Genomic DNA, 13,611 nt, shown 5'->3' with positions numbered 1-13,611 from the left:
GCTGAAGATGGGCGGCTATGGCTTCATCCGGTTCTCGCTGCCGATGTTCCCGGATGCCTCGGTCTATTTCACGCCGCTGATCTATACGCTCTCGGTCGTCGCGATCATCTACACGTCCCTCGTCGCCCTGGTGCAGGAGGACATGAAGAAGCTGATCGCCTATTCGTCGATCGCGCATATGGGCTTCATCACCCTCGGCACCTTCACCTTCACGGAGCAGGGGCTGCAGGGTGCGATCATCCAGATGATCAGCCACGGCATCGTCTCTGGCGCCTTGTTCCTCTGCGTCGGCGTCGTCTACGACCGGCTGCACACCCGCGAGATCGCGCGCTACGGCGGCCTGGTGAACCGGATGCCGGTCTATGCCTTCGTCTTCATGCTCTTCACCATGGCGACGGTGGGCCTGCCCGGTACCTCCGGCTTCGTCGGTGAATTCATGATCCTGAGCGGCACCTTCCGGGCCGATACGGTGGCGGCAACCCTGGCCTCGACCGGGCTCATCCTGGGGGCGGCCTATTCGCTCTACCTCTATCGCCGGGTGATGTTCGGCGAATTGGTCCATGCCGATCTGATGACCATGCCGGACCTCAATTTCCGCGAGAAGGTCACCTTCCTGCCGCTTATGGTCACGGCGCTCTGGATCGGCATCTATCCGAGCTATTTCACCGGGGCGACCGATGTCTCGGTGCAGAACCTGATCACCCATGCCCGCGCCAAGATCGCGGCCAATGCGGCGCCGGCGGCTGCGCCCATCGAGGGGAACGCGCAATGACGTCGCAACTCTCCACGGATCTCCTGCTGATCCTGCCCGAACTGATCGTCGCAGTCGGCGCGCTCGCGCTGCTGCTGGTCGGCGCCTATCGGGGCGAGGGCAGCGCCCGGCTGGTCGGTATCGGGGCGGTCGGCATCCTCGTGGTGGCGCTCTATCTGGTCGCCTGCACGACAGGCGATGCCAAGGCCCTCGGCTTCCACGGCATGGTGGTGATGGACGGCTTCGGCCGCTTCATGAAGGTCCTGGTACTGATCGGTGCGGCCGCGGCTATTCCGATGTCCGGCGATTTCTTCCGCCGGGCCGACAGCGAGCGCTTCGAGTATCCGATCCTGATCATGCTGGCGACCGTCGGCATGATGCTGATGATCTCGGCCAACGACCTGATCACGCTCTACGTCGGGCTCGAACTGCAGTCGCTGGCGCTCTATGTCCTCGCCGCCTTCCTGCGTGACGATCTTCGTTCGACCGAGGCGGGGCTGAAGTATTTCGTCCTCGGTGCGCTGTCGTCGGGCATGCTGCTCTACGGTGCTTCGCTGATCTACGGCTTCTCCGGCACGACCAATTTCACCGTCCTCGCCGAGGGGATCGCCAGGGCGGGCGGCGTCGGTTCCAGCATCGGGCTGATCGTCGGCATCGTCTTCATGATCGCCGGCCTCGCCTTCAAGGTCTCGGCCGTGCCCTTCCACATGTGGACGCCGGACGTCTACGAGGGTTCGCCCACCCCGGTCACCGCCTTCTTCGCGGCGGCGCCCAAGGTGGCGGCGATGGCGCTGTTCCTGCGCGTCATGGTCTCGCCCTTCGCGGCGGCCACGGCCCAGTGGCAGCAGATCATCATCTTCGTCTCGCTCGCTTCCATGCTGCTCGGCGCCTTCGCGGCGATCGGGCAGAGCAACATGAAGCGGCTGCTGGCCTATTCCTCGATCGGCCATGTCGGCTATGCCCTGGTCGGGCTGGCCGCCGGGGGCGCGCAGGGGATCCGCGGCGTGCTGATCTATATGACCATCTATCTGATCATGACGCTCGGCATCTTCGGCGTGCTGCTGGTCATGCGGAAGGATGGCAAGCCGGTCGAGAGCATCGCCGATTTCGCCGGCCTCGGCCGCACCCACCCGTGGCTCGCCTTCGTCACGGCGGGCTTCATGTTCTCGCTCGCGGGCGTGCCGCCGCTGGCCGGCTTCTTCGCCAAGTTCTACGTCTTCATCTCGGCGATCGAGCAGGGGCTCTACACCCTCTCGGTCATCGGCATGCTGGCGAGCGTGGTGAGCGCCTTCTACTATCTGCGGGTCGTGAAGGTGATGTATTTCGACGCCCCGGCGGGCCAGATCGAAACCCCGTTCCCGCTCGCCCCGCGTGTCGTGGTGACGGTTTCGGGCGCGATCACGCTGCTCTATTTCGTCGTGCCGGGGCCGCTGGTGGCAATGGCCGGCGCCGCCGCCAAGACGCTCGTGCCCTGACGGATGACGGATCAGGACAGGACGGCGCCGGAAGAGACTTCCATCGCCGGTTGGCGCGTTCTCCACTTCGACGAGATCGACTCGACGAACGAGGAGGCGCGCCGCCGCTCGGCGGCCGGCGATCCCGGCGAACTGGTGCTGATCGCCGACCGGCAGACGGCAGGGCGCGGCCGGCGCGGCCGGACCTGGGTCTCCGACCCCGGCAATCTCTATTGCAGTGTTCTCCTGAAGCCCGCGGCCGGCCCGGCGCGTGCGGCCGAGTTGTCCTTCGCCACGGCGCTGGCGTTGCATGACGCGCTGGTCGCGGTCACCGGGCGCGATGTGGGTTTCGCCCTGAAATGGCCGAACGACGTCCTCTTCGAGGGGGCCAAGACGGTGGGCATCCTGCTCGAATCCGCGACCGGGGCGGACGGCGGCCTCGAATTCCTGGTCATCGGCCTCGGCGTCAATCTGGCCAGCTTCCCGGCCGAGACACCCTATCCCGCGACTTCCGTGCTGGCGGCGACCGGCCTCGCCGTCACGCAGGCGCAGATGCTGGCGGCCTTCCTGCCGCGGCTCTCCCATTGGGTCACGATCTGGGAACGCCAGGGTTTCGCCGGTATCCGCGACGCTTGGCTGGCGCGGGCGGCGGGACTCGGCAGCCGCCTCGTGGTGCGTCTCGCCCATGAGACGCTGGAAGGTACTTTCGAAGGGCTCCGGACCGACGGCGCCCTGGAACTCCGCCTGGACGGCGGCGGTCTTCGGGCCGTGACGGCGGGTGATGTCTTCCCCGCGGAAGGAACGCTCCGGTGAGCCAAACCAAGGCGCCGGCAGGGCGTTTCACGCGCAGGCCCAGGGCGGACGAGCTTCTCTTCGTGCCGCTCGGCGGCTCGGGCGAGATCGGCATGAACCTCAATCTGTACGGCCATGCCGGAAAATGGCTGATGGTCGATCTCGGGGTCACCTTCGCCGACGAACGCCTGCCCGGCGTCGACCTGGTGATGCCCGATCCCGGCTTCATCGAGGAGCGCAAGGACGACCTGGTCGCCCTGGTACTGACCCATGCCCACGAAGACCATATCGGCGCGGTGCCCTATCTCTGGGACCGGCTGCGATGCCCGATCTATGCCACTCCCTTCACCGCTGCCCTGGTGCGCCGGAAGCTGAAGGAAGTGGGGCTGGAGCGGGAGGCGCCGCTGCACATCCTGCCCATGAACGGGCGGGTCGAGCTCGGCCCCTTCGCCTGCGAGCTGGTCACGCTGACGCATTCGATCCCGGAACCCAATGCGGTGGTGATCGAGACCCCGCTCGGCGTCGTGCTCCACACCGGCGACTGGAAGCTGGACCCGGAGCCGCTGGTCGGCACGGTCGCGGATTCGCGGCGGCTCGACGAACTGGGCTCGGCCGGCGTGCTCGCCATGGTCTGCGATTCGACCAATGTCTTCTCGCCTGGCACCTCGGGTTCCGAGGCCGAGGTGCGGGAGAAGCTGATCGAAATGGTGGCGCCGCTGACCGGTCGGGTGGCGGTCACCACCTTCGCCTCGAATGTGGCGCGCATCGCCTCGATCGCGGTCGCGGCCCAGGCGGCGGACCGCCACCTGGTGCTGGTCGGCCGCTCGATGCATCGCGTCGTCGAGGCGGCACGGGAGACCGGCTATCTCCAGGACCTGCCGCCCGTCCTCGACGAGGACGAGGCCGGCTATCTGCCCAAGGACAAGGTGCTCTACCTCTGCACCGGCAGCCAGGGCGAGCCGCGCGGTGCCATGGCCCGGATCGCCCGGGGCGAGCACCGCCATATCTCCCTCGGTGCCGGCGATACCGCGATCTTTTCCTCGAAGATCATCCCGGGCAACGAAGTGTCGCTCGGCGAAGTGCATAACCTGCTGGCCAGTGCCCGCGTGCAGGTGGTCACCGAGAAGGGCAATTTCATCCATGTCTCGGGCCATCCGAACCGGGACGAACTGGCCCAGATGTATGCCTGGGTGCGGCCGCAGATCGCCGTGCCGGTGCATGGCGAGGCGCGCCACCTGCTCGAGCACGCCGCCTTCGCCAAGACCATGCAGGTGCGCCACGCGCCGGTGATCAAGAACGGCGACGTGCTGCGCCTGGCGCCCGATGCGCCGCGCATCATCGGCGAAGTGGAGTCGGGCCGGCTGGCGCTCGACGGCGAGGTGCTGGTGTCGATCGACGATCCGGCGATCGTCGCGCGGCGCAAGATCGGCTTCGCCGGCCATGTCGTGGTCACCCTGGTGCTGGACGCCAAGGGAAGGCTCGCCGCCGATCCCGAGGTGGTGCTGGCCGGCCTCGCCGAAGACGGCGAGAGCGACCTCGCGGCCGAAATCGCCGAGGCGGTCGAAGCCGCGCTGCCGCGGGGCAGGGCGGCCGATGCCGACACCATGGCCGAAGCGGCCCGCCAGGCGGCGCGCCGGGCGGCCAACCGGGCGACCGGGCGAAAGCCGGTGACCGACGTGCAGGTCATTCGGCTGCGCGGCTGAGCGCTTGCAGCAGGGCCGCAAGATCCCTAGTTTTCCAAGATCAATCCCGTGAAGTGGACGCCATGATCGGACGCCTGAACCATATCGCTCTCGCCGTGCCGGACCTGCCGGCCGCCACCGCCCTCTATCGCGACACGTTGGGCGCCAAGGTTTCGGCGCCGATCGAGCAGCCGGACCATGGCGTGACCGTGGTCTTCGTCGAGCTGCCGAACACCAAGATCGAGCTGCTCTATCCGCTCGGCGAAAAGTCGCCGATCGCCAATTTCCTGGAGCGCAATCCGGGCGGCGGCATCCACCATGTCTGCTACGAGGTCGAGGACATCCTGGCCGCGCGCGACAAGCTGAAGGCCGAAGGCGCCCGCGTGCTGGGCGACGGCAATCCCAAGATCGGCGCCCATGGCCTGCCGGTGCTGTTCCTGCACCCGAAGGATTTCCTGGGCACCCTGGTCGAGATCGAGGAAGTGGCGAAGAAGGCGGCGTGAGCCGCCTCGCCCGAATCCGATGACACCTATCGGCGGCGTCGTCTTTTTCGCCATCACCTGGTGGCTGGTCTTCTTCGCCGTGCTGCCCTGGGGCGTGCGCAGCCGGGAAGAGGTGGGGGTGGACCGTCAGTCAGGCATTCCCGCCGGCGTGCCGCACCAGCCGCGGCTCTGGCTCAAGGTTACGATCACCACCGGGATCGCGTTGGTTCTGCTCGCCGTGTTCTGGGTCGTGGTCGATTACGACTTGTTCGGCTACCGGGCCTTCATGGAACAGCAGTGAAGGCGGGCAGGCGTCGGCGGCCTGCCCGCCGCCCTGTCACTGATGCAGGGTATAGCTGCCGAGTTCGCACAGGTTGACGCCGCGATCCTCGACCACGTCACCATCCTTGAACACCGACTTGATGTCGTAGGTGCAGGTCTTGCGCCCGTCGGCCACCGTCACCGAGGTGCTCGTGCCGGCAGAGAGCGTGTCGTCGCCGAGCAGATTCTCTTCCCAGTCGTTGACGTTGGTGGGGGAGAGATAGAATTCGGTCACCGCGACGCTGGTCGAGTTCAAGAGTTTGAAGGTCAGGTCTTCGGCGAGCGCAGGCGCTGCGGAGACCGACACGGCGAACAGGGCCAGCCCGCCCTGAAGCCAGAATTGGATGCGCATCTTGAGGGTTCCCTCCATGAAGGAAGCCGGGGCCTCGTTCCATGGACCCCGGCCGTGCGATCAGTGCACGCGATCATGCTGCCACCAAGGGGCGGGCGGTGGCTATGAGCTCCGCCACATTGCATACAAATTTTGCCGGATTGGATGATGCCGAAGCCTGCAGGGCCACGGCGACTTCGGGGATGTTCTGACCCACAAATGACACAAGGCCCCGTGGGGCCTTGCGCAACGCTGCACATTTTGCACAACCGGCAGCCGTATGGTTCGGCCTTGGTTCCCCGGAAGCGCTTCCTCCCTAAACCTGGGTGAGCCGATCGGCCCCCTCTTTCAGTGGGTGGATGCTACTCAAGTGCCGCATGGGAGTCACGCGGTTTCCACATGGATGCCACGAAAAGGTGCAAATTGCCGTTTAATCAGGCTTCGGCGGCGGCTTTCGGGCGTCTTCCGGGCTGCCCTGCGGCAGGATGCATCGTCCAAAAGTACAACGAGGCGATTCGCCGCGGGATGAGCCGAGGCAATTGGCATGGCGTCGCATGACGCGGTACGGCGATTGCGCGGCGGCCCCGATTTCCCTACCTTCGCCGCCTGATCAACGAGAAACCCCCACCATGCGCCTGTCCCGCTATTTCCTGCCCATCCTGCGCGAGAACCCGGCCGAAGCGCAGATCGTGTCGCACCGCCTGATGCTGCGTGCCGGCATGATCCGCCAGTCGGCTGCCGGCATCTATTCCTGGCTGCCGATGGGCCTGACCGTGCTCCGCAAGATCGAGGCGATCGTGCGCGAGGAGCAGAACCGCGCCGGTGCCATCGAACTGCTGATGCCGACCATCCAGTCGGCCGACCTGTGGCGGGAATCGGGCCGCTACGACGCCTATGGCAAGGAGATGCTGCGCATCACCGACCGCCACGAGCGCGAGATGCTGTTCGGCCCGACCAACGAGGAACTGATCACCGCGATCTTCCGTGACAGCGTGAAGTCCTACCGCGATGTGCCGCGCAACCTCTACCACATCCAGTGGAAATTCCGGGACGAGGTGCGGCCCCGCTTCGGCGTGATGCGCGGGCGCGAATTCCTGATGAAGGACGCCTATTCCTTCGACATCGACAAGGAAGGTGCCCGCCGCGCCTACGAGAAGATGTTCGTCGCTTACCTGCGCACCTATGCCCGCCTTGGCCTGAAGGCGATCCCGATGGCGGCCGACACGGGCCCGATCGGCGGCGACATGAGCCACGAATTCATCATCCTGGCCGACACCGGCGAGAGCGCGGTGTTCTGCCACAAGGACCTGGTCGATTACGACATCCTGGGCACCGAGGTCGATTTCGAGGGTGATCTTTCGCCCATCATCAAGCGCTGGACCGGCCTCTATGCCGCGACGGACGAGAAGCACGACGCGGCCCGCTTCGCCACCGAAGTGCCGGCGGACAAGCAGATCGCGGCGCGCGGCATCGAGGTCGGCCACATCTTCTACTTCGGCACCAAATATTCGAAGCCCATGGGCGCCGTGGTCACCGGCCCCGCCGGCGAGACCATCGAGCTGGAGATGGGTTCCTACGGCATCGGCGTGTCGCGCCTTGTGGGCGCCATCATCGAAGCCTCCCACGACGATGCCGGCATCGTCTGGCCGGAGAGTGTCGCCCCGTTCAAGATCGGCCTGATCAACCTGAAGCCGGGCGACGCCGCGGTCGACGGTGCCTGCGAAAAGCTCTATGCGGCACTCGAAGCCGACGGCATCGACGTGCTCTATGACGACACCGACGAACGCGCCGGCTCGAAGTTCGCCACCATGGACCTGATCGGCCTGCCCTGGCAGGTCCACGTCGGTCCGCGCGGCCTCGCCAAGGGCGTGGTCGAGGTGAAGAACCGCAAGACCGGCGAACGCAAAGAAGTGGCGATCGAGGAATTGGTCACGGCCCTCGGCGCCTGATGCGTGGCTTCAGGGAGTAACGGCATGTTCGGTCGCTTCGAGTGGATGCTGGCCGGGCGCTATTTGCGCGCCCGCCGCCAGGAAGGCTTCATCTCGATCATCGCCTGGTTCTCCCTGATGGGCATCGGGCTCGGCGTCGCCACGCTGATCATCGTGATGGCGGTGATGAATGGTTTCCGGGCCGAGTTGATGGGCCGCATCCTCGGCATCAACGGCCATATCATCGTGCAGGCGACGGTTGGTCCCGTGCTCGACTACGAAGCCCTGGCCAAGAAGTTCGAGAGCCTGCCGGACGTCCTCTCGGCCATGCCCATGGTCGAGGGCCAGGTCATGGTGACCGCCCGCGGCCAGGCCAACGGCGCCCTGGTGCGCGGCCTGTCCAAGGCCGATCTCGGCCGTCTGCCGCTGGTCTCCGGCAATGTCGTGGCGGGCACGCTGGATGCCTTCGAGGGCGACGACGTGGTCATGATCGGTAACCGGCTGGCTGACCGCCTCGGTATTTCGGTCGGCGACAATATCACCATCGTCTCGCCCAACGGGACCTCGACCGTGGTGGGCACGGCGCCGCGCATGAAGGCCTATCGCATCGTCGGCCTGTTCAGCCTCGGCATGCAGGAATACGACTCGACCTTCGTGATGATGCCGATCGATGCCGCCAAGGCCTTCTTCCGCACGGGCGACGGGGTTTCCGCGATCGAAGTGATGATCCGCCACCCGGACGAATCCGAACTCGTCGGCAAGAAGCTCCAGGGCCTGACCTCGACGCCCTTGCGGAACGTCACTTGGCAGAAGCTGAACGCGACCTTCTTCGGCGCGCTCGAGGTCGAGCGGAACGTGATGTTCCTGATCCTCACCCTGATCATCGTGGTGGCCGCCTTCAACATCATCTCGTCCCTCATCATGCTGGTGAAGGACAAGGGCAGGGGCATCGCCATCTTGCGGACCATGGGGGCGACGCGCGGCTCGATCATGCGCGTCTTCCTGATCGCGGGTGCCGCGATCGGGGTGATCGGCACCCTGGGCGGCCTCGTGCTCGGCGTCGTCTTCTGCGACAATATCGAGGCGATCCGCCAGTTCCTGCAGAGCCTGACCGGCGCCCGCCTGTTCCCGGACGAGATCTATTTCCTCTCCAAGATCCCGGCCAAGATGGAGATCGACGAGACGGTGACGGTCGTCCTCATGGCGCTCGGGCTCACCTTCCTGGCGACGCTCTATCCCTCGTGGCGGGCAGCAAGGCTCGATCCGGTGGAGGCGCTCCGGAATGAGTGACGTTTCGCTCCGCCTTTCCGGCGTGACCCGCACCTTCGCCCAGGGGGCCGAGCGGCTCGAAGTCCTGCGCGGGGTCGATCTCGAATTGCATCCCGGCGAGATCGTCGCCCTGGTCGGGCCGTCCGGTACCGGCAAATCGACGCTGCTCCACATCGCCGGCCTCCTGGAGCGGCCGACCGCGGGCGAAGTGATGATCGGCGGCATTTCCGCCGGCGGGCTTTCGGACGGTGAGCGGACCCGGCTCCGGCGCGAGCACCTGGGCTTCGTCTATCAGTTCCACCACCTGCTGCCGGAATTCACCGCGCTCGAAAACGTGATGATGCCGCAGCTCATCGCCGGTACGTCGAAGGCGGCGGCCAAGGCGAGGGCGCTCGCGCTTCTGGACAGCGTCGGCCTCACCGACCGCGCGGCGCACCGCCCGGCCAAGCTCTCCGGCGGCGAGCAGCAGCGTGTCGCCATCGTCCGCGCCCTGGCCAACAGCCCCCGCGTCCTGCTGGCCGACGAGCCGACCGGCAATCTCGACGAGCGCACGGCGGATCACGTCTTCGGCGAGCTGCTGCATCTCGTGCAGCAATCCGGCCTCTCGGCCCTGATCGCCACCCATAATCCGGCCCTGGCGGCGCGCATGACCCGCACGGTCGCCCTCCACGAAGGCCGCCTGATCCCGGGCTGAGTATCCTCTCTGACGCCAGGGGCGGGGCGACCTCCCGCGGGTGTCCGGTTGAGAAGATCGGGTTGTTTAGCGACATCTGGACACTACCCTCAATCGTCATGCCCGGGCTCGTCCCGGGCATCCACGTCTGGACGCGCCACGATCGTCGACGCAGGAGGCGGCTTGTCGGCGTGGATGGCCGGGACTTCGCCCGGCCATGACGAGAGAGGCAAAATCTCACTGTCTTCCTCGAGCGATAGTCGCGGGAATGCCTGGCCATCTTGCTGCGGCCAGCCCATCTAACCGGCTATAATGGGGCGTCCACGGGAGAATCGCCCTTGCCTCACGCCGGCTTCGTCCACCTGCGCGTCCATACCGCCTTTTCCCTCTCGGAAGGGGCGATCCATGTGAAGAAGCTGGTGCCCATGGCCGCCAAGGCGGGCATGCCGGCGATCGCGGTGACCGATTCCAACAATCTGTTCGGGGCGCTGGAATTCGCCGAGACGGCGGTGAAGTCGGGCGTACAGCCGATCATGGGCCTGCAGCTCGCGATCGCTCCGCCGGGCTCGGCCGATCGGGCGGGACGGCGGCCGGATCCCGATCCGGTCGTGCTGCTGGCCCAGGACCGGACGGGCTGGGCCAATCTGATGGCGCTCTCCTCCGCCGCCTATATCGATCCCGATTCCGGCCGTCCGCCGGAAGTGACGCTGGAGCGCCTGGCCGAACATGCCGCCGGCCTGATCTGCCTGACCGGCGGAGCCAAGGGGCCGATCGGCCGCCTGCTCTTCGAAGGTCAGAAAGAGGCGGCGGCGGAACTGCTCGCCCGCTTCCAGGCGATGTTCCCGGGCCGCCTCTATGTCGAGCTGCAACGCCACGGCATGGAGGACGAGGAGGCGACCGAGCCCGGCCTGCTCGAACTCGCCTATGCCCATGACGTGCCGCTGGTCGCCACCAACGACTGCTATTTCACGGACGAGAGTGCCTATGCCGCCCATGACGCGCTGCTCTGCATCGCTCAGGGTTCCACGGTCGGCAATACCGAACGCCGCCACCTGACCCCCGGCCACCGCTTCCGTTCGGCCGAGGAGATGATCGAACTCTTCGCCGACGTGCCGGAAGCGACCGCGAACACGCTGGTGATCGCCCGGCGCTGCGCCGTCCGGGCCAAGACCCGCGCCCCGATCCTGCCGCCCTTTCCCTGCGGCGAGGGCCATGACGAGATCACCGAGCTCCGCCGCATGGCGACCGAGGGCCTGCAGCGCCGACTGGAACGCCATGTGTTTCAGGAGGGCTGGGACGCGGCCAAGCGCGAGGAGATCGCCAAGCCCTATTGGGAACGGCTCGAATTCGAGCTCGGCATCATCATCAAGATGCAGTTCCCGGGCTATTTCCTCATCGTCTCGGACTTCATCCAATGGGCCAAGCGGAACGACATCCCGGTCGGCCCGGGGCGCGGCTCGGGCGCGGGTTCGGCGGTCGCCTGGGCCTTGCAGATCACCGATCTCGACCCGCTTCGCTTCGGCCTGCTGTTCGAGCGCTTCCTCAATCCCGAGCGCGTCTCGATGCCGGACTTCGACGTCGACTTCTGCCAGGACAAGCGCGACCGCGTGATCCGCTACGTGGTGGAAAAATACGGCGCCGAGAAGGTCGCCCAGATCATCACCTTCGGTAAGCTCCAGGCCCGCGCGGTGATGCGCGACGTCGGCCGCGTGCTGGAGATGCCTTTGGGCCAGGTCGACAAGCTGGCCAAGATGGTGCCGAACAATCCGGCCAATCCCGTCACCCTCGAACAGGCGATCGAGATGGAGCCCCGGCTCCAGCAGGCGCGCGACGAGGACGAGAACGTGAAGCGCCTGATCGACATCGCGCTGAAGCTCGAAGGCCTCTACCGCCACGCCTCGACCCATGCCGCGGGCGTGGTGATCGGCGACCGGCCGCTGGTGGATCTCGTGCCGCTCTACCGCGATCCGCGCTCGGACATGCTGGTCACCCAGTACAACATGAAATGGGTCGAGCCGGCGGGCCTGATCAAATTCGACTTCCTGGGCCTGAAGACGCTGACCGTGCTCGCCAAGGCGGTCGACTATATCGCCAAGCGCACCACCAAGATCGACCTCTCGGCCTTGCCGCTCGATGATCACAAGAGTTACGAGCTGCTGGCGAGGGGCGATACGGTCGGCGTGTTCCAGCTCGAATCGTCGGGCATGCGTGACGCCCTGAAAAAGCTCCGGCCCGACTGTTTCGAGGACATCGTCGCCATGGTGGCGCTCTACCGCCCCGGCCCGATGGACAACATCCCGAAATATATCGCCTGCAAGCACGGCGAGGAGGAGCCTGACTATCTGCACCCCTCCCTCGAAGGCGTGCTGCGTGAGACCTATGGCGTCATCATCTACCAGGAACAGGTGATGCAGATCGCCCAGATCCTGGCCGGTTACTCACTGGGCGAAGCCGATCTCTTACGCCGCGCCATGGGCAAGAAGATCAAGGAGGAGATGGACAAGCAGCGCGTCCGCTTCGTCGAAGGCGCGGTGGCGCGCGGCGTCGACGGCCACAAGGCCGACGAGATCTTCGACCTCGTCAATAAATTCGCCGGCTATGGCTTCAACAAGAGCCACGCGGTCGCCTATGCCCTGGTCGCCTATCACACCGCCTGGCTGAAGGCCAATTACCCGGTCGAGTTCCTGGCCGCGTCGATGACCCTCGACCTCGCCAACACCGACAAGCTGAACGTGTTCCGCCAGGAACTGTCGCGCATGAAGATCCCGCTGCTGCAGCCCGACATCAACAAGTCGGAGGCGGATTTCGCGGTCGAGACGGTCGACGGCAAGCTCGCCGTCCGCTATGCGCTGGCCGCGATCAAGATCGTCGGCCACGAGGCGATCGAGAAACTGCTGAAGGACCGGGCGGCCGAAGGGCCCTACCGCGACCTGGCCGATTTCGCCGGCCGGCTCGATCCCAAATGGCTGAACCGCCGCCAGGTCGAGAATCTGGCCAAGGCCGGCGCCTTCGACAGTCTCGACAAGAACCGCGCCAAGGTGGTGCAGGGGGCGGAGGCGATCCTCCGCCATGCCGACGTCTCGACCCGCGAGCGCCAGTCGCAACAGGAGAGCCTGTTCGGTGGCGGCGCCACCGGGCCGATGGACCGCCTGGTGCTGCCCGAGGTGCCGGACTGGAACGCCATGGATCGCTCCGCCCAGGAGTTCGACGCCATCGGCTTCTATCTCTCGGCCCATCCGATGGACAGCTACGGCAAGGCGCTCGACCGCCTGGGCGTCACCAAGCTCGCCCAGGTCGAACGGCGGATCATGAGTGGGCCCAGCCAAGGCCAACATGGCGGGCCGAACGGCGGGCAGAGCAAGCTGCGCATCGCCGGCATCGTGCTGAGCCGGCAGGAGAAGGTGGCCAAGAGCGGCAACCGCTTCGCCTTCGTCAAGCTGACGGACCAGAGCGGCGTGGTCGAACTCACCGTCTTCTCGGAAGTCCTGGTGATGAGCCGCGAACTGCTGGAACCCGGCACGCCCGTGCTGCTCGAAGTCGACGGCCGGATGGACGGCGATATGCCGCGCCTGACCACCCAGACCATCCAATCCCTCGACAAGGTGGTGGCCAATTCCGCCGCCGGCGTCCGCCTCTATCTGAACGGCGCCCAGGGCATCGACGCCATGAAGGCGATCCTGGCCAAGACCCCCAAGGGCAAGGGCCGCATCGCCGTCGTCCTCGGCTTCGAGGAAGAAGCCAAGGAACTCGAATACGAACTGCCGGAACGCTTCGCCGTGAGCCCGACCGTGGTGCAGCACCTCCGCGCGGTGCCGGGGGTGGCGGGGGTGGTGGAATTGTAAACGCGCTGTCGGAATGATAGTAAGGGCGGTCGCGCAATCTATAGGTGATTATTCATCGCGCAATTGGAAAACACCTGTATAAATTC

11 protein-coding genes are annotated in these 13,611 nt (G+C 66.1%); 10 read left to right on the top strand and 1 reads right to left on the bottom strand.

All coding sequences use genetic code 11. The annotated features are described in order from the left end of the window. The 6 genes from WC493_RS13870 to WC493_RS13845 form a co-directional block, all read left to right on the top strand. The coding region (locus tag WC493_RS13870; protein WP_373066123.1) for an NADH-quinone oxidoreductase subunit M at positions 1–772 on the top strand (772 nt) is incomplete at its 5' end. After that, complete coding sequence (gene nuoN, locus WC493_RS13865) at positions 769–2,226, top strand: NADH-quinone oxidoreductase subunit NuoN (protein ID WP_373066122.1); 1,458 nt, start codon at positions 769–771, stop codon at positions 2,224–2,226. The genes WC493_RS13870 and nuoN, both read left to right, overlap by 4 nt. Positions 2,227–2,229: 3 nt before the next feature. Beyond that, positions 2,230–3,018: a biotin--[acetyl-CoA-carboxylase] ligase gene (locus tag WC493_RS13860; RefSeq protein WP_373066121.1), complete on the top strand. Its 789-nt coding sequence runs from the start codon at positions 2,230–2,232 to the stop codon at positions 3,016–3,018. Next, positions 3,015–4,700, top strand: coding sequence for a ribonuclease J (locus WC493_RS13855; RefSeq protein ID WP_373066120.1), 1,686 nt, complete (start codon positions 3,015–3,017; stop codon positions 4,698–4,700). The genes WC493_RS13860 and WC493_RS13855 overlap by 4 nt, the downstream gene beginning before the upstream one ends. 62 nt (positions 4,701–4,762) lie before the next feature. After that, positions 4,763–5,182, top strand: a complete 420-nt coding sequence (gene mce / locus WC493_RS13850; protein ID WP_373066119.1) for a methylmalonyl-CoA epimerase — start codon at positions 4,763–4,765, stop codon at positions 5,180–5,182. Positions 5,183–5,201: 19 nt separating this feature from the next. After that, complete coding sequence (locus WC493_RS13845) at positions 5,202–5,462, top strand: DUF1467 family protein (protein WP_373066118.1); 261 nt, start codon at positions 5,202–5,204, stop codon at positions 5,460–5,462. A 36-nt stretch (positions 5,463–5,498) separates the two neighbouring features. On the opposite strand, the gene WC493_RS13840 is transcribed toward WC493_RS13845, so the two are convergent. Further along, positions 5,499–5,834, bottom strand: coding sequence for a hypothetical protein (locus WC493_RS13840; RefSeq protein ID WP_373066117.1), 336 nt, complete (start codon positions 5,832–5,834; stop codon positions 5,499–5,501). Positions 5,835–6,442: 608 nt separating this feature from the next. On the opposite strand from WC493_RS13840, the gene proS reads away from it, so the two are divergent. From proS to dnaE, 4 genes are all read left to right on the top strand, one after another. Further along, positions 6,443–7,762, top strand: a complete 1,320-nt coding sequence (gene proS / locus WC493_RS13835; protein WP_373066116.1) for a proline--tRNA ligase — start codon at positions 6,443–6,445, stop codon at positions 7,760–7,762. 24 nt (positions 7,763–7,786) lie between these two features. Then, positions 7,787–9,031, top strand: coding sequence for a lipoprotein-releasing ABC transporter permease subunit (locus WC493_RS13830; protein WP_373066115.1), 1,245 nt, complete (start codon positions 7,787–7,789; stop codon positions 9,029–9,031). Continuing rightward, complete coding sequence (locus WC493_RS13825; protein ID WP_373066114.1) at positions 9,024–9,704, top strand: ABC transporter ATP-binding protein; 681 nt, start codon at positions 9,024–9,026, stop codon at positions 9,702–9,704. Before WC493_RS13830 ends, WC493_RS13825 begins: the two co-directional genes overlap by 8 nt. 317 nt (positions 9,705–10,021) lie before the next feature. Beyond that, complete coding sequence (gene dnaE, locus WC493_RS13820; protein WP_373066113.1) at positions 10,022–13,525, top strand: DNA polymerase III subunit alpha; 3,504 nt, start codon at positions 10,022–10,024, stop codon at positions 13,523–13,525. Positions 13,526–13,611: the final 86 nt, after the last annotated feature.

It is taken from the genome of Zavarzinia sp., assembly GCF_041650655.1.
In the GTDB taxonomy this organism is placed as follows: Bacteria; Pseudomonadota; Alphaproteobacteria; order Zavarziniales; family Zavarziniaceae; genus Zavarzinia.
This window is presented reverse-complemented; position numbering and strand designations above follow the sequence as displayed.